We start from the raw sequence: 20,505 nt of genomic DNA, 5'->3' as shown, positions 1-20,505 counted from the left end.
GCGTGCTAGTTGCGGTAATGACCATGCCGAAATTCTCTAGCCCGGCGCCGGGGGGGGGGGGGGGGGCCGCGCCCCCCCCCCCCCCCCCCCCCCCCGCTGGGAACTCCCCCGCTACCGGAGAACTTGTTTAGGAGAACATTCCGTAGCCGGCTCCGAGATCGAACTCTTGGAAGTCGGTATACGGGAAGGTGTCATCGAACATGTCGAAATCGGTGGCGGCAAAGCCGTTGTTCTTTTCGAACTCCACCCGAGCTTCGGCAGTCGGTTCGATCTTGGCCGAGCGCATCGTCTCCAGGCCGGTACCGGCCGGGATGAGCTTACCGAGGATAACGTTTTCCTTCAGACCCTCGAGCGGGTCGGACTTGGAATTGAGCGCGGCCTCGGTGAGGACGCGGGTGGTCTCCTGGAAGGAGGCCGCCGAGAGCCAGGAATCCGTAGCCAGGGAGGCCTTGGTAATACCCATGAGCTCCGGGCGCCCGGAGGCGGGCTTGCCGCCTTCGGCCATCGCCGCGCGGTTCTCATCTTCAAAGCGCGCCACGTCCACCAATTCGCCCGGCAGCAGTTTCGTGGTTCCCGCTTCCAGCACGGTAATACGGCGCAGCATCTGGCGCACAATAACCTCAATGTGCTTATCGTGGATTTCCACGCCCTGGGAGCGGTACACGGCCTGCACTTCGGAAACGATATGTTCCTGAGCCACCCGACGCCCGGAAATACGCAGCACCTTCTTGGGATCGACACTGCCTTCCACGAGCTGCTGGCCCACATTGACGTGGCCACCTTCGGGAACGAAGAGCTTGGCTCGCTTGGCGACCTGGTAGACAAGGTCCTCTTCGCCGTCGTCGCGCTGAATAATGAGGCGACGCACGCGTTCCCCGTCCTCGATCTGGAGGTGCCCGGCCGCTTCCGCGATCGGTGCCTCACCCTTCGGGGTACGGGCTTCGAAGAGTTCCTGCACACGGGGAAGACCCTGGGTGATGTCGTCCGCAGAGGCCGAACCACCGGTGTGGAAGGTACGCATCGTCAGCTGGGTACCCGGTTCACCAATGGACTGAGCGGCCACGATACCCACGGCCTCGCCAATATCCACGAGCTTGCCGGTGGCCATGGAGCGGCCGTAGCACTTGGCGCAGGTGCCGGTACGCGACTGGCAGGTCAGCACCGAACGCACCGATACCTGAGTGACACCGTTCTCGATGAGGTGCTCGATAATCGCATCGCCCAGATCGGTTCCGGCCGCCGCCAGCACTTCGCCGTCGTCGGAAACTACATCCTTGGCCAGCGTGCGAGCGTACACCGAGGTATCCAGCTGCGGATCGGGAACGAGAGTGCCGTCCGCGCCCTTTTCTGCGATGGTCTTCAGCAGGCCGCGACTGGTCCCGCAATCGGATTCGCGCACGATAACATCCTGCGCCACGTCCACGAGACGGCGGGTAAGGTACCCGGAGTCGGCCGTACGCAACGCGGTATCCGCCAGGCCCTTGCGGGCACCGTGGGTCGCCACGAAGTATTCGAGAACCGAGAGGCCCTCGCGGTAATTCGAGGTAATCGGGCGGGGAATAATCGCGCCCTTCGGGTCAGCAACCAGACCGCGCATACCGGCAATCTGACGAACCTGTTCCCAGTTACCGCGCGCCCCGGAAGACACCATGCGGTTCACGGTGTTATCCGCGGTGAAGTTTTCGCGCATCTCCACGGCGATCGCGTCCGTGACTTCGGACCAGAGATCCACGAGGTCGCGACGGCGATCCTCGTCCTCGATACGACCGGTGAGGAACTGGTTTTCGATAACCGCGGCCTTCTTTTCGGCTTCCGCCAAAATTTCCGGCTTCGATTCGGGTACGACGACGTCCGATACCGCAATGGTGGCGCCGGAGCGCCCGGCCCAGTAGAAACCGGCGGACTTCAGGGCGTCCAGCGAGGCGGCTACGTAGACCTTTTCGTAGCGTTCGGCCAGCCGATTGACGATGCCGCCCAGCACCTTCTTGTCGACCGTCTCGTTGACGTAGGGGAAGTCCACAGGGAGCGAATCATTGAAGATCGCGCGGCCCAGGGTGGTTTCCAGCAGCAGCCGGTCCCCTTCTTCGAAGTTCTCCGGAGCCTTCCAGCCGCGCGGGGGAACAACATCCGCTTCGAAACGGATCTTAACCTTGGCATTGAGATCGAGACTGCCCATGTCATAGGCCATCCGCGCTTCATCAATGGAGGTGAAGGAGCGGCCTTCCCCGGTGGCGCCGTCGACCTGAGATGTCAGGTAGAACAGCCCGATCACCATGTCCTGCGAAGGCATGGTCACGGGGCGCCCATCAGAAGGCTTGAGGATGTTATTCGAGGAGAGCATGAGGATGCGGGCCTCGGCCTGGGCCTCCACGGAGAGCGGGAGGTGTACAGCCATCTGGTCGCCGTCGAAGTCCGCGTTGAAAGCGGAGCACACCAGCGGGTGCAGGCGGATAGCCTTGCCTTCAATCATGAGCGGCTCAAACGCCTGAATACCCAGGCGGTGCAGGGTTGGGGCGCGGTTGAGGAGCACCGGGTGTTCGCGCATAACCTCTTCGAGGACGTCCCACACCTCGGGGCGCTGGCGGTCGATAAAACGCTTGGATGCCTTGATATTCTTGGCGATTTCCAGGTCCACGAGGCGCTTTTGCACGAAGGGCTTGAAGAGCTCGAGAGCCATGACGCGCGGCAGCCCGCACTGGTGCAGCTTCATGGTCGGGCCCACCACGATCACGGAGCGGCCCGAGTAATCCACGCGCTTACCCAGGAGGTTCTGGCGGAAGCGGCCCTGCTTGCCCTTGAGCATATCGGAGAGCGACTTGAGAGGACGGTTGCCGGCACCCTGCACCGGGCGCCCGCGCCGGCCGTTATCGAAGAGCGCGTCCACGGATTCCTGGAGCATGCGCTTTTCGTTATTGACCATGATCTCCGGAGCCCCCAGGTCAAGCATGCGCTTGAGGCGGTTATTCCGGTTGATCACACGGCGGTAGAGGTCGTTGAGATCGGAGGTCGCGAAACGGCCACCATCCAGCTGCACCATGGGGCGCAGATCCGGCGGGATCACCGGCAGCGCATCAAGCACCATCGATTCGGGCTTGGTATCCGAGTGCAGGAAAGCGTTAACCACCTTGATGCGCTTGAGGGCGCGAGCCTTGCGCTGAGCGGTACCCGATTCGATGATCTCAACGAGGCGGTCGTGTTCGGCCTGCAGGTCGAAAGAGCGCAGCCGAGCCTGGATCGCTTCCGCACCGCGCGCGGCCTTGAAGTAGTCGCCGTAGTGCGCGTCCATTTCCCGGTAGAGATCTTCGTCGCCTTCCAGATCCCCCACCTTGAGCTTGGTGAAGCGATCCCACATGGTTTCCAGGCGCTCGAGTTCACGATCCGTATTCTTCCGGATCTTAGCGAGATCGTTATCAGCCTGGCGCTTGATCTTCTGCTTCTGGGAATCGGTGGCACCATCTTCTTCCGCCTGCGCGAGCTCCTTTTCGAGCTCCTGCTGGCGGGTTTCGAGGGTGACATCCCGGTTCTTTTCCAGGGCGCGGCGCTCCAGTTCGTATTCAGACTGGAGGGTGGGCATATCCGCGCGGCGCGCCTCTTCATCAACTTCGGTCACCATATAGGCGGCAAAGTAGATGACCTTTTCGAGGTCCTTGGGGGCCACGTCCAGGAGGTAGCCCAGGCGCGAAGGCACGCCCTTGAAGTACCAAATATGGGTGACGGGAGCGGCGAGCTCAATATGGCCCATCCGTTCGCGCCGCACCTTCGAGCGGGTGACTTCCACGCCGCAGCGTTCGCAGACAATACCCTTGAACCGCGGCCGCTTGTACTTACCGCAGGCACATTCCCAATCACGGGTGGGCCCGAAGATCTGTTCACCGAACAGGCCGTCCTTTTCCGGCTTGAGGGTGCGGTAGTTGATAGTTTCCGGCTTCTTCACCTCACCGTGCGACCAGGCACGGATATCATCCGAGGTTGCCAGACCAATGTGGAGCTGGTCAAAACGATTAACGTCGAGCAAGATTCCTACTTCCGATGTTGTGCGCCACTAAGAAGATTTGAGAGTTTAGAAGTCGGCTCCGGTGGACAGATCCTCCAGACCGGTCTGCAGCACGGGCTCCTCCGGGCCGGCCGCAGCGCGCATACGATCTTCTTCCGCATCCTGGAGGTCAATGACCTGCCCGGAGGCGTCAAGAGCTGCCACGTTCAGGCACAGCGACCGCATTTCCTGCATGAGAACCTTGAAGGATTCCGGAATACCAGCTTCGGGGACGTTATCGCCCTTGACGATGGCTTCGTACACCTTGACGCGGCCCACGGTGTCGTCGGACTTGATCGTGAGCATTTCCTGCAGGGTATGCGCGGCACCGTAAGCTTCCAGGGCCCACACTTCCATTTCACCGAAGCGCTGGCCACCGAATTGTGCCTTACCACCAAGCGGCTGCTGGGTCACCATCGAGTACGGCCCCGTGGAACGGGCGTGGATCTTATCATCCACAAGGTGATGCAGCTTGAGCATGTACATGTAGCCAACCGAGACCGGATCCGGGAAGGGATCGCCGGTACGCCCATCGAAAAGGCGAGCCTTGCCGAAGCGATTGACCAGGGTGTGACCTTCCGCATCGGGCAGGGTGGACTGCAGCAGTCCATCCAGCTCATCGGCCTGCAGACCGTCGAATACCGGAGTGGCAACCCGGGTGCCCGGGGCGGCCTTGACGGTATCTTCCGGAAGGCGCAGGGCCCATTCTTCACCCGCTTCGCGGGCGGCGCTGGCATCCCAACCGCGGGAAGCCACCCAACCCAGGTGCAATTCGTAAACCTGACCGAGGTTCATGCGGCCGGGAACGCCCAGCGGGTTGAGGATGATATCAACCGGGGTGCCATCTTCCATGAAGGGCATATCTTCCACCGGAAGAATGCGGGAGATAACGCCCTTATTTCCGTGGCGGCCGGCCATCTTATCGCCCACCGTGATCTTGCGGCGCTGGGCAATGTAAACGCGAACGGTTTCGTTGACATCCGAGGGAAGTTCGTCGTTATTTTCCTTGTCGAACTGGCGGATATCGATAACGATGCCGGATTCGCCGTGCGGGACGCGCAGCGAGGTATCGCGAACTTCCTTGGCCTTTTCCCCGAAGATGGCGCGCAGCAGGCGCTCTTCGCTGGTGAGCTCCGTTTCACCCTTGGGGGTAATCTTGCCCACGATAATATCGCCGGCGCGCACTTCCGCACCGATACGAATAATCCCGTGGTCATCGAGATGCGAGAGCATTTCCTCGGACACATTGGGGATATCGCGAGTGATTTCCTCGGGGCCGAGCTTGGTATCGCGCGCATCAACCTCGTGTTCCTCGATGTGAATCGAGGTGAGGAGGTCATCGCGCACGCAGCGCTCGGAGAGGATGATGGCGTCTTCGTAGTTGTAGCCATTCCAGGACATGAAAGCCACGAGCAAGTTCTGCCCCAGCGCGAGTTCGCCACCTTCGGTAGCTGCGCCGTCGGCAATAAGAGTGCCCGCCTCCAGGCGATCCCCGGCGGAGACCACCACGCGCTGGTTGATGCAGTTACCGGGGTTGGAACGCTCAAACTTGGACATCTTGTAGATGACATGGCGCCCGTCGTCCTGCTCGACGTGCACGGCATCGGCGTCCACTTCGGTGACCACGCCGGGGGCCGCAGCCACCGTCACGTCACCGGAATCAACCGCGCAGCGCATCTCCCAGCCGGTACCCACGTACGGGGAAACCGGGCGGATCAGCGGCACAGCCTGGCGCTGCATATTCGCACCCATAAGGGCGCGGTTGGCGTCGTCGTGCTCGAGGAAGGGAATCATGCCGGTACCGATGGAAACCATCTGGCGCGCGGACACGTCCATGTAATCAATTTCGTCTACCGGAACGAGAGCCGGCTCGCCACCCGGAACGCGCACGAGCGCTTCTTCTTCCAGGAAGTGGCCGTCCGCATCAATAGGTGCTTCGGCCTGGGCGATATTGTGGTTATCTTCGTCGCCGGCCTGGAGATAATCGATCTCATTCGTGACCCGACCATCGACCACGCGCCGGTAGGGCGTTTCGATGAAGCCGAAAGAATTGATCTGCGCGAAGGATGCCAGCGAACCGATAAGGCCGATGTTCGGACCTTCCGGCGTTTCGATGGGGCACATGCGCCCGTAGTGCGAGGGGTGCACGTCGCGCACTTCCATGCCGGCACGATCACGGGACAGACCGCCCGGGCCCAGGGCCGACAGGCGGCGCTTGTGGGTCAGGCCCGCAAGCGGGTTGTTCTGATCCATGAACTGCGAGAGCTGGGATGTTCCGAAGAATTCCTTAATCGCGGCGACGATCGGGCGGATGTTGATGAGCGAGGAGGGCGTAATCGCTTCCACTTCCTGAGTGGTCATGCGTTCGCGCACCATCCGATCCAGGCGCGCCAAACCGGTGCGCACCTGGTTTTGGATGAGCTCACCAACAGCGCGCACGCGCCGGTTGGAGAAGTTGTCGATATCGTCGGTGCTCACGCGCACCGGGGTAGCGCCTTCGGCGCAGAGGATGGTCGGGAATTCGCCATCCTCCCCCATGCGGTCCATGCCCTGGTGGAGGGCGAGGAGGTAGCGCAGCGCGGCGGTGATATCCGTGAGCGTGAGCTGGCGGGCGGTGTTATCTTCCGGCAGGCCCAGCTTCTTATTGATCTTGTAGCGCCCCACCTTCGCGGTGTCATAGCGCTTGGGGTTGAAGTAGAAGTTATTGAGCAGGGTGCGGCCCGCTTCCGCCGTGGGCGGTTCACCCGGGCGGAGCTTGCGGTACAGATCCTGGAGGGCTTCTTCCTGGTTGTGGACGGTGTCCTTTTCCAGGGTGTCGATGAGGATGGGGAATTCGGAGAAGGTTTCGCGAATTTCCGATTCCGTCATGCCCAGGGCCTTGAGGAATACAGTGACCGACTGCTTACGCTTGCGATCCACACGCACGCCCACCGCGTCACGCTTGTCGATTTCGAATTCGAGCCAGGCGCCGCGCGAGGGGATGACCTTGGTGTTGTAAATGTCCTTATCGGAGGTCTTATCCGCGGTGCGTTCGAAGTACACACCCGGAGAACGCACCAGCTGGGACACAACCACGCGCTCGGTACCGTTAACGATGAAGGTGCCGCGGTCCGTCATGAGCGGGAAATCACCAATGAAGGTGGTCTGCGACTTGATTTCACCCGTTTCGTAGTTCTGGAATTCCGCGGTGACGTACAGGGGCGCCGAATAGGTGAGATCACGTTCGCGGCATTCGAGGATGGAATACTTCGGTTCCTCGAGATGCGGGGCGGAGAGCACCAGGCCCATGGTTTGCGCGGCGTTTTCGATCGGAGAAATTTCTTCGAAGATTTCTTCGAGCCCGGACTGAGCACCGGGGTTTTCCGCGACCCATTTATCCGAGCCGATCAGCCACCCGAAGCTATCGGTCTGGAGGCCGAGCAAATTCGGCACTTGCAGTGGTTCATGGATTTTCGCGAAAGATACGCGGTCAACAACCGGCTTGCCGTTAGATGCAGCGAGCGAGTATGTGCGCGAAGCAGCCAAAGTGGATCCTTCCCTGACGAATCTGGCAGAAGGACAATCCAGTCACCCTCACCGAAAACCGCGATATCACGCCAAAAAGCGCTGCGGAGGTGATCAAGGGCATAGGAGTGTCAACGCAAGTTTCTACACTACACGTTTTAACGGCAAGAACCAAGGCCCCCGGCCTATGCGAGGGGTCACATATAGGGATACCAGCGCGCGGTGGTACCGGTATCTCATCCGAACTTCATCGTCCGAAAGTACTTTCGCACAAGAATGGCGTACATGCAAGTGCGGGCGCGTCGAGGCAGCTCAACGCACCCCTCCACCAGCACGACGACGCCGCGGCCCCGCGTGGTCACTTTCCGCTAACGCAAGCGTTTTTCCAGGGTCACTTCAGCGCAGTATCCTTCGAAACCGTGCGCAACGTAGAGTCGGCCGGCTCCGGTGGAGCTATGGGTATCCACGTCCAATCCGACGGTGGCATACCCGGCCCGCGCCGCGTTCGTAATAACACGATCCACGAGCTGGCCACCCACTCCGCGCCCGCGCACCGCGCGCAAAGATCCGAGGTATTCGATGTACAGCTCCGTGCCGTAGTCATTCGCCAGCGCATAGCCCACCACAGCACCGGTTTCTTCGCTGTGCGCCACGACTGAGCAGTCCAGACGCATGCGCCACCCGGTGAGGAAGGAGTGCCAGGATGCGGCGTCGTAATCATAACGCCCGTAATGGTCATGGAAAGCTTCGGCATGGGCGAGGCGCAGCGGTTCTTCGTCGGCAAGCGTGGGGGCGCGGAAGCTAACTCCAGCTATGTGAGTGGCAGGAAGTTCGGCGGCCGGGCGGCGCATTACCTCGTACTTACGGGTGGGGTGATAGCCGAGCTCCCCCAGCGCCGCGTTCGTTTCCGATGCGTCATCGTCACGCGCCACCTGCACCGACAGTCCGGAATAGCGAATTTCGGAGCGCTCGGCAAGCCCGGTGGCAAGTTCCTCGCACCGGCTGAGAAGCTCCGGGAGGTACGTGAGGTCCGGGCAGGCATAACCGATATAAATATCCAAGTCATCATCTTGGTCGACGTCGCCCATAATGGACACCGTAGCGCCGGCAAGGAGGTGCTCCCCGCGGTAGAGCGCGAGGGTTTCGGTGGCCGGATCAACCTCCGGATTGGAGAGGAAATCGCGCAGATCGCGCTCGGTGTCCGAATGGAGCAGCGAAGGATCCGCCGCGCCCAGTGCGGCCCAGGCAGGGATATCACCCGGGGTGAGCGGACGCCAGCTCAGGGCTGCACTCGAACTCGGGTTCGAGCTGTTTTTCGAGCTCTGCGTAGGGTTCTGCATTGGGTTCTGCGTTGAGCTCTGCATTGGGTTCTGCGTTGAGCTCTGCATTGGGTTCTGCATTGAGCTCTGGTTTGGGCGTGATTCGGGGTTGTGATTCGTCGTCGTTTCCTGCGTCATTTTCACGTTCGTCTTCGCGTTAGTCTTCGTTGTCTTCTTCAGGCTCGCACCCGGCTTCAGATCAAGTTTCGGATCGGGCTTCGTATCTGGCTTCGTATCCGGCTTCGTATCCGGCTTCGTATCCGGCCTAGTACGCGACCTAGTACCCGGATCTGTTTCCAGGCTCACCCGTGCCAGTGTAGTCGAGAGCTTTCTTCGAAGGGCTAGCCGCGGGCGCGGCCGCCGGGCCTACAGGATGCAACACCACAACACCACACCCCACAGGATGCAACCCCACAACAGCGGGGCCCACAGGATGCAACCCCACGACATCAAAACAATTTCTTAACGTAGTTGCCGTTGCACTTTGTGAGTGGGCAGGCCGCGCTCTCCGCGATGTCGAGAAACTTCACGTGAGAGCGCATACACAAACAAGCGGATACGCCGGGGCGTATCCGCTTGTAAAACGGGGGCGCGAGCACAAAGCTCGCGCCCCGCCGGCTGATTGCTCAGCCGATAAGCCGAATGACTCGGCGTGCCGTGTTACTTGAGGGTAACGGTGGCGCCGGCGCCCTCGAGGGCTTCCTTGGCCTTGTCGGCGGTATCCTTGTCCACACCTTCGAGGACGGCCTTGGGGGCCGAGTCCACGAGGTCCTTGGCTTCCTTGAGGCCGAGGGAGGTGAGGGCGCGGACTTCCTTGATGACCGCAACCTTCTTGTCGCCAGCGGCTTCGAGGACAACATCGAAGTCGGACTTTTCTTCGGCGGCGGCACCGGCGTCGCCACCGGCAGCGGCCGGAGCGGCAACGGCGGCAACGGGAGCCGCGGCTTCAACGTCGAATTCCTCTTCGAACGCCTTGACGAAATCGTTGAGCTCAACGAGGGTGAGCTCCTTGAAAGCTGCAATGAGCTCTTCGGTCGAGAGCTTAGCCATGATGGCCTTCCTTTCCGCTCTAGCGAGCAGATCTCTATCTGGCCGGCAGACTTACCTGGCCGGCAGATCTAACTGGGTGCGCGGCTGAGGGCCGCTCCGCGACGCGTATGCCGAGCCGCGAAAACTCCGAGATATTCGTGATATCCGATATCCGTAATATCTCGAGGTGGAAGCGGCTACGCAGCCGCTTCCTGCTTGGCGCGCAAGGCGTCGATGGTGCGAACGGCCTTGGTGGCCGGCGCGTTGAGTACGTACGCTGCCTGGTACATGAGCGCCTTGAGAACACCGGCGGACTTGGCCAGCAGGACTTCGCGGGATTCGAGTTCCGCGAGCTGCTTGACGTCGTCTGCGGACAGCTGAGCGCCGTCCATCACGCCGCCCTTGAGGATAAGGGCTTCGTTCTCCTTGGCGAAGGTCTTGAGAGCCTTCGCGGCTTCCGGAGCTTCACCGGTAACGAAAGCAACGGCGGTCGGACCCTGGAAGGTCCCCTCCGCTACCTCGATTCCGGCCTGCTTCGCGGCGATGTCAAGAAGAGTGTTCTTGGCGACCTTGTAGACAGCTCCACCCTGGAACGACCGGCGCAGATCTTTCATCTGGCCGACCGTCAGGCCACGGTACTCAGTAAACAGCACAGCGGTGGAGTTCTCGAAGAGCTCCTTGAGTTCCGCAATCGCTGCAGACTTATCGGTCCGTGCCATGGGGCCTCCTTCCGGTCTTACCCGCAGGATCGGCAACGAAAAAGCCCCGCGCGGTAAGGCACGGGGCTTGGATGACCTGCCGTGAGCACGGCAACATTCAGCTCTGTTCTTACCTGCGCTGGCCTCGCGGTGCGAGTTTGATCCCGTTGGAACCTGCGGTCTTTGGCATCGGCTAGTCTATCGTTTTCGCGCGGCCACGCCAAGGCCGAGTAGCGTGGCTTGCCTCACGGGCGCAGCCGGGAGGTATGACGGCGCAGCTAGGCCCATACCGGCCCAGCGAGCATACACAGGTAACCCAGCGCCCCCGCACCCATGAGCACACCGCGCCAGATAGGCCGGTCAGCGAGGTGGGCGATGGCGGCTAGCGCCCCAGCCACATTGGCGATTCCGTAGCGGCGCGGAATGGAACGGAAATACAGGCCGCCGTTGATAATTTCCCGCACCTGGACCACCACTCCGACGATGAGGGGCCCGGTAGCGCCCGAAAGCCCGAGAACCCGCCCGCGCACCGAGCGCAACCCCAGCACCAGGGCAAGCAACGGGCCAGCCAGCAATATCAGGTAGGCAGCCGTCCCCCAGATTTGGGTGGGAGTGGAGATGAGCTCCGGGGAGAAGTGATACTTCGCTCCGGGATTAGTCAGGCCATAGGGGTTGAGGAGGCTGAGAAGCAAGGTTCCGGTGCTAGCTTCACTGACCGGGGAGGTGGAAATCGCGTTAATAGCGGGCACATACCCCTCCGGGGTTCGAGCGCCCTGGATTGCATCCCAGCCCAGGTAGCAGGCCGCCACCGTGAGGATCTGAGTACCGAGCAACACCGCGAGGGGCCGCCGCTCCGTGCGCCCGAATCCGGCCACTCGCGGCCAGCAGATAGCAAGCGCGACAGGTACCAGCACGGCCAGAATTCCGGTAACGGAAATGACTCGGGAAAGGCAAATAGCTGCGGTTATAAGCGCGGGCAGCACCCAGCCGGTCTTTTTCCCCACCACGATGCGCGCGCTCAGCCAGACCGCGGCCGCACCGGCCAGCGGACCAACGGCATCGTTATGCACCATGGTGGCACTTGCCGCCACCGAGGGCACCGCCAGGAAGAAAAGCGCCGCGGCGAAGGACACCGCCGGGCTCAACCGCCACGCGCGCAGTGCGGCATAGAAGAGCCCCACGCCGACAGCCACCAGCACGGCCGAACCCAGGCGCGCCCCCGTGAGAAAGCTCAGTCCCGCCATACCGGCCAGGCGTGCGATGGCGCCGTCGACCAAAAAATACAGCGGCGGGTGGAAAGCATTGTAGTTTTCCGCACGATAGGGCCACTCCGCGGGGGCCACCTGATCCCATGCCGCGCAGGGAGGCGGGGTGATGGCCGTGCCCGCCGGGGCGTGACAGGCCCAAGCTTGACGTGCCTGCGGGGCCATCACATCCCCGGGAGCGGGAATGCTGCCGTGGGAGGCTTTGAGGGAGTAGTCCAGGTAGGTCCACTCCCCCACGGGATTGATGGACGGGTTGTGCGCGAAGGCCCAGGCCGCCCACCCCAGGCAGAGCGCCATGAGGAGGCAGGCGAGCAATGTGTCACGTACATGCGGATGGGAAGTCACGGATCTAGCCTAAAGCACGGTTACGACAAGAAAAAACGCGAAAGGCGGAGACCCCTGAGGATCCCCGCCTTTCGCGATACAGCATTACTGCCGAGCCCGCAGCTCTACCTTAGGCTTCGGCGCGAGTCTTGGCAGCGTCAATCGGAATACCCGGGCCCATCGTGGTGGACACGGTGGCCTTGAGAATGTAGCGGCCCTTCGAGGAGGACGGCTTGAGACGCATGATCTCTTCGTAAGCGGCAGCGTAGTTCTCCAGGAGCTGCTGCTCGGTGAAGGAAGTGTTGCCGATGATGAAGGGCAAGTTGGAGTTCTTGTCCACGCGGAATTCGATACGGCCGCCCTTAATATCGCTGACAGCCTTCGCCACGTCCATGGTAACGGTGCCGGTCTTGGGGTTCGGCATGAGACCACGGGGGCCGAGCACGCGGCCGAGGCGACCGACCTTGCCCATCATATCCGGGGTGGCCACAGCCGAATCGAAATCGGTCCAGCCGCCGGCAACGCGTTCAATGAGTTCGTCGCTGCCAACTTCGTCCGCGCCAGCTTCGATCGCCTGCTGGGCCCGCTCGCCCTGGGCGAAGACGATCACCCGGGCGGTCTTGCCGGTGCCATTGGGCAGGCTCACGGTACCGCGAACCATCTGATCCGCCTTACGCGGATCCACGCCGAGACGGAACACAACCTCAACGGTTGCGTCAAACTTCGTCACCGACGTTTCCTTCGCGAGGCGCATTGCCTCCGCGGGGGTGTAGAGCACGCCGTCCGCAATCTTTTCTGCTGCGGCGCGGTATGCCTTCGAGCGCTTTGCCATTTCTGCTTCTCCTTTAGTGCAGGTGTGGTCAACGAGCCTGCGTGGCCCTTCCACGGTTCCGCGCGGGAACCTGCAGACGCTGAGAGCGCGGTTGCTCGATGCTCTCAGGTCCGGTTAAGTTGTGATCTCGGTTCGTGGTGGAACGACGGCGCCGCCCCGCCAACAACTCAGCTATCTATTTAGATAGCGTCCGAGGTGATGCCCATAGAGCGGGCGGTGCCGGCAATGATGCGGGCGGCGTTATCAATGTCATTCGCATTGAGATCCGGCTCCTTGATCTTCGCGATTTCGCGAAGCTGGTCAGCCGTGAGGTGCCCAACCTTCTGGGTGTGCGGAGTGGGAGAACCCTTCTGCACCCCGGCAGCCTTCTTAATGAGCTGCGCCGCCGGCGGGGTCTTGAGAACGAAATCAAATGTGCGGTCCTCGTAGACGGTGATTTCCACCGGGACGATGTTTCCGCGCTGGGATTCGGTCGCGGCGTTGTACGCCTTCGTGAACTCAACAATGTTCACGCCGTGCTGACCGAGAGCCGGACCAACCGGCGGGGCCGGGGTGGCCTGGCCGGCAGGAATCTGTAGCTTAATGAAGCCTGCAACCTTCTTCTTCGGTGCCATATCTGGTCCTTTTCTCATTGAACAGCCGTCGCAATGGCTAGCGACGGCACGCCTATCTATATTACGGGAAAGTGAGCGATGCACAAAGCCCCGCCCGTGTGAGACACACCGCGGAGCTTATGCAAAATGACGCGCGATACGTGCAGGTTTTCTCAAAACGGGCACGCCTATACGCACTCACGAGTATAAAAGTACGACGACGGCGCAGCGGCCAGGAGGGCGTTAGTCTTCCTTGCGCACCTGGGCGAAGGAGAGCTCCACCGGGGTTTCCTGGCCGACGAGGGTCATCATAACGGTGAGGCGCTGGTTTTCGGCGTCGATCTCCGAAACGGTGGCCGGCATCCCGGCCCACGGTTCGGCGGTGAGGGTAACCGGATCGCCCACCTCGAAGGGAGCGATGGTTTCCGGGGCCGCGCCGGTGGGCAGGCCCGCCGCGCGCGCTTCGTCCGCCGCGGCGGCTTCCACCACGGGAGTCAGCATGGTGACAACCTCATCAAAGGTGAGGGCCACCGGGGTACGACCATTGCCCACGAATCCGGTGACGCCGTTGGTGGACTGCACCACGCGCCAGGAATCATCGGTGAGATTCATGCGAATAAGCACGTAACCGGGCATGCGCACTCGGGACACGAGCTTGCGCTGCCCGCGGCGCACTTCGAAGACTTCTTCCATGGGGACTTCGATCTGGAAGATGTAGTCCTCCATGTTCATGGAGACGAGACGGACTTCCAAGTCCTGCTTGACGCGCTTTTCGTAACCGGAGTACGTATGGAGCACGTACCAGCGGCCTTCCAGGCCCTTGAGCTTGGCTCGCACCTCTTCTTCGGTGACGATGCCGTCCTTCTTCTTGTCCTTCTTGGAAGAACGGGGAGCGGCATCCGCGGCGGGTGCAGGGGCCTCGGTTTCGGAGGACTCGTCAGTTTCCGCGGCGGCTCCGGGAGCTTCTTCAAGAGTGGCACCGGCGGTTTCTTCCGCGGCTACAGCTTCCGAGGTGGTGGTATCGGTGAGGGAATCCGCGCTGGGAGCAGCCTCCGCAGCAGGCACGGTGGCACCCGGTTCCATAAAAAGATCGCCGTGTTCGGTAACGTTCTCAGACACGCTGTTCCCTCACTGTTCTTGGGGCCGGCCCTGGTTCTGGACCTACCCGAAGATCCAGACGGTGGCGCGACCGAAAATAAGATCGAAGATTCCGATAAAGACCATCACGGCGAGAATGAAGAGCACCACCGTGGTGAACAGCTGCCCCAGTTCCTCCCGGGAGGGGCGCTGGACGCGCTTCAATTCACCGAAGATTTCGTGGAAGAACTGCGCGAGCCGGGCAAAGAAACCCTTCTTCTCCGCAGCGCCCTTGGAGGACTTGGATGCTGCAACTTCCTTCACAGTGCGTCCTTTTCCTCGTCGTAACAATGCCCCGTCAGTATTGGCGGGGCAGGAGCAGGGTAGGAGGGACTCGAACCCCCAACCGCCGGTTTTGGAGACCGATGCGCTACCAATTGCGCCACTACCCTAGGTTGGCAACTCCACCATTATGCCTGAAACCGGAACGCTCCGCGAGCGCCGGCCGCCAGGTGGACGTTGGTGCATCACGACCGTAAGGCCGTCATACCCGGAATAGCATAGTCGATAACGCTCCGGACGTCCACTTCCGTCCCTGTCCTTGGAGAAAGGTCACAGCTCCATCCAGAACAGTGTTTAATGGGAGGGTGAGTATTACACCGACGTCGAAGACCCCGCGCCGCGTTTCTGCGCGCCTGGAAGCACTTGCACCCTCCGCCACTCTCGCGGTGGATGCCCGCCAGCGTGAGCTGCGGGCGGCCGGCCGCCCCATTATTTCCTTCGGGGCCGGGGAACCGGACTTCCCCACCCCGGCTCATATCGTGGCCGCAGCGGCCGCCGCCACCGGGGATATCCGGAATCACAAGTATTCCGATCCCAATGGCTTGCCGGAACTGCGCGAGGCGATTTGCGCCAAAGTCGCGTTCGATGCGAAGGTGCGGATTTCCCCGGGCGACGTCGTCGTTACTAACGGCGCCAAGCAAGCGAACTTTGAAGCCTGGGCGGCGCTTATCGACCCGGGCGATAACGTGCTCCTCCCCTCCCCCTACTGGGTGACCTACCCGGAAGTCATTAAGCTCTTCGGCGGTACCGTCACCGAGGTGTACGCGCCCCCGGCGCAGGGCTTCAAAGTGAGCGTGGCGCAGCTCGAAGCGGCCCGCACCGATAAGACGAAGGCGCTGCTGCTGTGCTCACCCACCAACCCCACCGGGGCGGTCTATAGCGCCGCGGAAGTGCGCGCCATCGGTGCCTGGGCCCTCGAGCACGGGATTTGGCTGGTGGTCGATGAAATTTACGAACACCTCACTTACGACGGGGTACGCACGGCCTACCCGCTGGCCGAAGTTCCCGAACTGGCCCAGCAAACCCTCGTTATCGGTGGGGTCTCGAAGTCTTTCGCCATGACGGGGTGGCGGGTTGGCTGGCTTTACGGCCCCTCGGACGTCATCGCCGCGGTCAAACGGGTGCATTCGCATCTGACCGGGAATATCAATAATGTGGCGCAGCGTGCCACCATCGCCGCACTCACCGGCCCGCGCGACCGCATTGAGGAGATGCGCGCGGGCTTCGCGCGGCGCCGCAGCCGCATCGTCAGCGAACTGGCCAGTATCGACGGGGTGAACGTTGCGCCCCCGGATGGCGCTTTCTATGTTTTTGCCGACGTCGCAGGCCTGCTGGGCGGGACGGGCCCCCGCCGCGCCACGAGCTCCCTGGAACTGGCCGATCAGCTTCTCAGCGATATTAATGTGGCCGCGGTGCCCGGGGAGGCTTTCGGGGTAGGCGGCTTCCTGCGCTTCTCCTACGCGCTCTCCGATGTCGAGCTGGCCGAAGGCATGGCGCGACTGCGCGAGTACTTCGCCTAACAGCCTTCTTTTCAATACTGTGGGCCGCGACGTTTCCGCCGCGGCCCACAGTGTTGTTACCCGTTAGTCAGGCAAGTTTAGCGCTGGTATTTAGCGCCGCACCGCCGGAGTGTCGGTGCCGTTACCGTCCCAGTCACCGACGAAGAGTTCGTCAGCAACGCGCCCGTAATGGAGCGTGAGATCGGCCGGTCCCGCATTGAGGGAGTTCTTCACGAGCAGCGCGTTGCCGCGGCGCACCGCGAAGGTGTCCGTGCCATTACCGTCGAAATCTCCAGTGAAGACGTCATCGGCGGCTTTACCGTAGGAGAACTGGGTATCGGCGTTCCCCGAGACAATGGTGTTCTTGACGAAGATAACGTTGCCGCGGCGCACCGCGAAGCTATCCTTGCCATCCCCATCCCAGTCACCGACCAGCGGGGTGTCCCCGTAGCGGCCGTAGCTGATAACTTCATCCGCGTCCCCGCTCTTGAGCGAGTTCGCTACGTAGAAAGTATTGCCGCGCTGGACCGCGAAGGTATCCTTACCGTCGCCATTCCAGTCACCCACGAGCACGGTGTCCCCGGCCTTACCGTAGGAGAATTCAACGGGCGCCTTGCCACCCTGGAGCGTATCGGAAACGTAGAAGGTATTGCCGCGGCGCACCGCGAAGGTATCCTTGCCATCCCCGTTCCAGTCACCCACGAATACGTCGTCGCCGGCGCGTCCGAAGCTGAACACAGCTTGAGCCACGGTGGCCGTCCAGTTGTTGGAGACGTAGAAGGTGTTTCCGTTATCGGAAGGCGTTACCGGAGCGCTGGGATCCGGGGTGGGATCCACGGTCGGATCCGGCGTCGGATTGACGGTCGGATCAACACTGGGATCAACGCTCGGCTCCACGCTCGGATCCGGCTTCGCACCTTCCTTAACGAACTGGTTGACAACCGGCTGCGATTCCTTATCCAGGCCGAGCGCATTCGCCACGGTGTAGTGGAGGTCGGTCTGGTCGGTACGCCCGATCACGTTTTCTGCGCCCGGACCCGAGGCCGCGATACGCAGCTGCGCGCCGGTGTGGCCCTGGCCGCCGCGCGCCACCTCATTGGAGGCCGCGGTGTTGTAGGACATCTGCATATAATCGCCATCCACCGTCTTGAGGATGGTGTTCACGCCCGAGGTGGTGCTTCCCACCCCCACGATCTGCGAGGTATGAGCGTGATCGGCAGTCACGAGGATAAGGGTGGGCTCGCCATTCTCCTTGGCCCAGCGCTGCGCCACCGCAACGGCCTGATCCAAATCATCCAGCTCACCAATCTGACCGCAAGCATCCGCGCCGTGATCAGCCTTATCAATCGAGGCGGCTTCCACCTGGAGGAAGAATCCGGTGTCGTTCTTGAGCAGATCCATGGACTTTTGGGTCATGGCCGCCAGGGTGGGAACATCGGCGGTGCGCTTCGGGTTGATCGTGCAGGTCTCGTAGTTTTCCGGTTTACCCGGAGTCGGGACCGACTCGTTGAACATGCGCGGCATATTACCGGGGGTGAAGAGGCCGAGAACCGGCTTATCCTGGTTGGCTTCGGTCAGGGCAGCCATCTGCTCCGCCGTCGTCACAATCTGGAAATCGTTATCACGCGCGTTTTCCAGCACGGACTTACCGGCCGTCCACCGCGTCGTCTCACCCCAGGTACCGGACACCTGGACTTCGGCGTCGAAGTACTTCGCGCCACCGCCCATCGTCACGTCCGCGCGGGTATCCACGAGCTGTTCGGAAATCGAACCCATTCCGCCATTTTCACGCAGATCCGAGCCCTTGGCCGGTTTCGCGTTCCCGGAGGGAGCGTAATGCGAACGGCTGGTCACGTGGGCACCCATCACCGCCGGGGTCGCATCCTGCACTTCGGAGGTGGTGATATTACCGGTCTTGAGCCCGGCCCGCTTCGCCTTCTCCAGGAGGTTCTCCTGGGGCTTTTGCGCCAGGTCCACGCCGATAGCGCCGTTGTACGTCTTCGTACCGGTAGCCCAGGCGGTGCCCGAAGCGGCCGAATCGGTCACGTAGTTAATGGCGCCGTCGCGGTCAATGGAGAAGTGGGTGTAGGAACCGGTGTACTCGAGGTTATCGATACCGGGCAGGCGCCCGTTCGCACCGTAGAGGTAGTTGCGGGCAGAGGTGATTTCCGAATCACCCATCCCGTCACCGATGAAGAGCACCACGTTCTTAGCCTTGGCATCCGAACGCTGCTCGCCGTTCTTCCCGTACTGGGCGAAGTCACCGGGGGCCGGCACGGTCACCTTGCCGTTTTCGTCCACGGCGATGGCCATCTTGGCCCCGCCGGCTACCGGCTTGGCCAGGTCGGCATCGCTGGCAGCGGTGGAGGCTTCGGCGTTGAGCGACAGCGCATTACCGATGGTGTAGAAGAGGTCGGTTTGGTCGGTTTGGCCCAGCACATTTTCTTCGCCGGGGCCGTAGGCCGCCACGCGCAGCTGCGCACCGGTGTGCTGCTGGGAACCGGCATTGGTGCCGTCCTCACGCACCGGAGTGGTGCCGTAGAGGATGGACATCGGGGAACCATCGGCGGTGGTCAGGCGGGTCACGGGGCCCACGTGGTCGTCGCCGTCGGACACAATCTGCGCGGTATGCGAGTGATCCGCGGTCACGATAACGAGGGTCTGACCGTCCTTCTTCGCGAAGTCCAGGGCGACCTTGGTGGCCTGGTCGAGGCGATCAGTTTCCCCGATCTGCCCGCAAGCATCCGAAGCGTGATCGCGCTTGTCAATGGAGGCGGATTCGACCTGGAGGAAGAAGCCCTTTTCCGCGCTCGGATCATCGAGCAGCTCGATGGCCTTGCGGGTCATATCCACCAGCTCGGGCTGGGTGCCAATATCCTGCTTTTCGCAGGTGAGCGGATCGGCCTTGGCCCCGCCCACCTTCGCCTGGGAGGACTTGTACGCGGTGGTCATATTCGAGGGAGCGAAGAGCCCGAGAACCGGGGACTCCTGGTTTGCCTTGGTGATTCCCGCGAGTTCATCCGCGGTGGTTGCCACCTGGAAACCGTTCGCGCGGGCGTTATCAACAACCGACTTATTGGCTTCCCACTGGGTGTTGTACTTGGCCGCGCCCTCGAGGAAGGGGTTGGTGTTTCCGGAGGCCGTGGTCACCGTGGCATCGAAGTACTTCGCACCGCCACCCAGGGTGACATCGGCGCGGGTATCCACAATCTGCTCCGAAATGGAGCCGAGCCCGCCGTTTTCCCGCAGATCCGCGCCCTTGGCCGGCTTCGACTTCCCGGAGGGAGCGTAGTAGCTGCGGCTGGTGGAATGCGCACCCATCACGGCCGGGGTGGCATCTTGAATATCGGAGGTGGTCACGTTGCCGGTACGCATTCCGGCATTCTTGGCCTGCTCAATGAGGTTCTGCACCGGTTTGCCGGCCAGATCCACGCCGATAGCTCCGTTGTACGTCTTCGTACCGGTGGCCCAGGCGGTACCCGAGGCGGCCGAATCAGTCACGTAATTGAAAGAACCATCCTTATTGACAGAATGGTGCGTGTACATGCCTTCAGAGGTGAGCTCATCAATACCTTCAAAACGCCCCGAGGCGCCCTTGAGGTAGTTGCGGGCCGCGGTAATCTCCGACTGGCCCATGCCGTCACCAATAATGAGGATAACGTTGCGGGCCTTGGCGTTGGAACGCCCCTGGCCCGCCTTACCGAATTGCGCGCAATCACCGGGTTTGGGCGGAATAACGTTTCCTTGCGAATCGAAAATTACGCAGTTTTCCGGCCCGTTTGCGGTGCGGTAGGTGGTGTTTTCCGCCGAAGCGGCACCTCCCGCGAGCGCCGAGAAGCCGACCGCGGCAACAGCTGCTGCTGCCACCGCGCGCCGGGCAGTGAAATGTGAGGATCCCATTGTCCTTTTATCCCTTCTAACAGAACGTGGGCCCTCCTAGATTCACTTAATTCATTTACCAGAAAGCAATCAGAATGTAACGCGGAGGTT

The 20,505-nt window shown here is 61.8% G+C and carries 12 protein-coding genes and 1 tRNA gene; 1 reads left to right on the top strand and 12 read right to left on the bottom strand.

Translation table 11 applies throughout. From position 1 onward, the window contains the following. Positions 1–127 precede the first annotated feature (127 nt). The 11 genes from PWJ82_RS00625 to PWJ82_RS00575 form a co-directional block, all read right to left on the bottom strand. Positions 128–4,015, bottom strand: a complete 3,888-nt coding sequence (locus PWJ82_RS00625) for a DNA-directed RNA polymerase subunit beta' (RefSeq protein ID WP_126134684.1) — start codon at positions 4,013–4,015, stop codon at positions 128–130. 45 nt (positions 4,016–4,060) lie between these two features. Then, a complete protein-coding gene (gene rpoB, locus PWJ82_RS00620) occupies positions 4,061–7,558 on the bottom strand; it encodes a DNA-directed RNA polymerase subunit beta (protein ID WP_274732797.1) in 3,498 nt (1,165 codons plus the stop codon). A 347-nt stretch (positions 7,559–7,905) separates the two neighbouring features. Further along, positions 7,906–9,162: a GNAT family N-acetyltransferase gene (locus tag PWJ82_RS00615; RefSeq protein WP_274732798.1), complete on the bottom strand. Its 1,257-nt coding sequence runs from the start codon at positions 9,160–9,162 to the stop codon at positions 7,906–7,908. Positions 9,163–9,516: 354 nt separating this feature from the next. Beyond that, on the bottom strand, positions 9,517–9,906 hold the full coding sequence (gene rplL, locus PWJ82_RS00610) for a 50S ribosomal protein L7/L12 (protein ID WP_016443115.1): 390 nt from the start codon (positions 9,904–9,906) through the stop codon (positions 9,517–9,519). Between the two features lie 176 nt (positions 9,907–10,082). After that, the gene (rplJ, locus tag PWJ82_RS00605) at positions 10,083–10,604 is read right to left on the bottom strand and encodes a 50S ribosomal protein L10 (protein WP_016443116.1); all 522 of its coding nucleotides are present in this window, start codon (positions 10,602–10,604) and stop codon (positions 10,083–10,085) included. 257 nt (positions 10,605–10,861) lie between these two features. Then, the gene (locus PWJ82_RS00600; protein WP_274734855.1) at positions 10,862–12,193 is read right to left on the bottom strand and encodes a hypothetical protein; all 1,332 of its coding nucleotides are present in this window, start codon (positions 12,191–12,193) and stop codon (positions 10,862–10,864) included. 109 nt (positions 12,194–12,302) lie between these two features. Then, positions 12,303–13,004 carry a 50S ribosomal protein L1 gene (rplA, locus tag PWJ82_RS00595; RefSeq protein ID WP_126135016.1) on the bottom strand — a complete coding sequence of 234 codons (702 nt, stop codon included), beginning with the start codon at positions 13,002–13,004 and terminating at the stop codon, positions 12,303–12,305. A gap of 179 nt (positions 13,005–13,183) precedes the next feature. Further along, complete coding sequence (rplK, locus tag PWJ82_RS00590) at positions 13,184–13,618, bottom strand: 50S ribosomal protein L11 (RefSeq protein WP_016443119.1); 435 nt, start codon at positions 13,616–13,618, stop codon at positions 13,184–13,186. 222 nt (positions 13,619–13,840) lie between these two features. Beyond that, positions 13,841–14,716, bottom strand: coding sequence for a transcription termination/antitermination protein NusG (gene nusG, locus PWJ82_RS00585; protein ID WP_274732806.1), 876 nt, complete (start codon positions 14,714–14,716; stop codon positions 13,841–13,843). Between the two features lie 42 nt (positions 14,717–14,758). Next, positions 14,759–14,998, bottom strand: coding sequence for a preprotein translocase subunit SecE (secE, locus tag PWJ82_RS00580; RefSeq protein ID WP_016443121.1), 240 nt, complete (start codon positions 14,996–14,998; stop codon positions 14,759–14,761). Positions 14,999–15,053: 55 nt separating this feature from the next. Further along, a tRNA-Trp gene (locus PWJ82_RS00575) sits at positions 15,054–15,126 on the bottom strand. 201 nt (positions 15,127–15,327) lie between these two features. Between PWJ82_RS00575 and PWJ82_RS00570 the strand changes: the two genes are divergently transcribed. Then, positions 15,328–16,536, top strand: coding sequence for a pyridoxal phosphate-dependent aminotransferase (locus PWJ82_RS00570; protein WP_375712910.1), 1,209 nt, complete (start codon positions 15,328–15,330; stop codon positions 16,534–16,536). 90 nt (positions 16,537–16,626) lie between these two features. Here the strand turns inward: PWJ82_RS00570 and phoA are convergent, their stop codons facing one another. Continuing rightward, positions 16,627–20,415, bottom strand: coding sequence for an alkaline phosphatase (phoA, locus tag PWJ82_RS00565; RefSeq protein ID WP_274734854.1), 3,789 nt, complete (start codon positions 20,413–20,415; stop codon positions 16,627–16,629). Positions 20,416–20,505: the final 90 nt, after the last annotated feature.

The sequence above is a fragment of the Actinotignum schaalii genome (genome assembly GCF_028864145.1).
Classification (GTDB): domain Bacteria; phylum Actinomycetota; class Actinomycetes; order Actinomycetales; family Actinomycetaceae; genus Actinotignum; species Actinotignum schaalii_B.
The sequence above is the reverse complement of the archived record's forward strand: the minus strand, read 5'-3'. Positions and strand labels throughout refer to the sequence as shown.

Coding starts and splice junctions, on each gene's coding strand:
- rplK (WP_016443119.1), bottom strand. CDS start 13,618: ATGGCACCGAAGAAGAAGGTTGCAGGCTTCATTAAGCTACAGATTCCT.
- rplJ (WP_016443116.1), bottom strand. CDS start 10,604: ATGGCACGGACCGATAAGTCTGCAGCGATTGCGGAACTCAAGGAGCTC.
- rplL (WP_016443115.1), bottom strand. CDS start 9,906: ATGGCTAAGCTCTCGACCGAAGAGCTCATTGCAGCTTTCAAGGAGCTC.
- rplA (WP_126135016.1), bottom strand. CDS start 13,004: ATGGCAAAGCGCTCGAAGGCATACCGCGCCGCAGCAGAAAAGATTGCG.
- phoA (WP_274734854.1), bottom strand. CDS start 20,415: ATGGGATCCTCACATTTCACTGCCCGGCGCGCGGTGGCAGCAGCAGCT.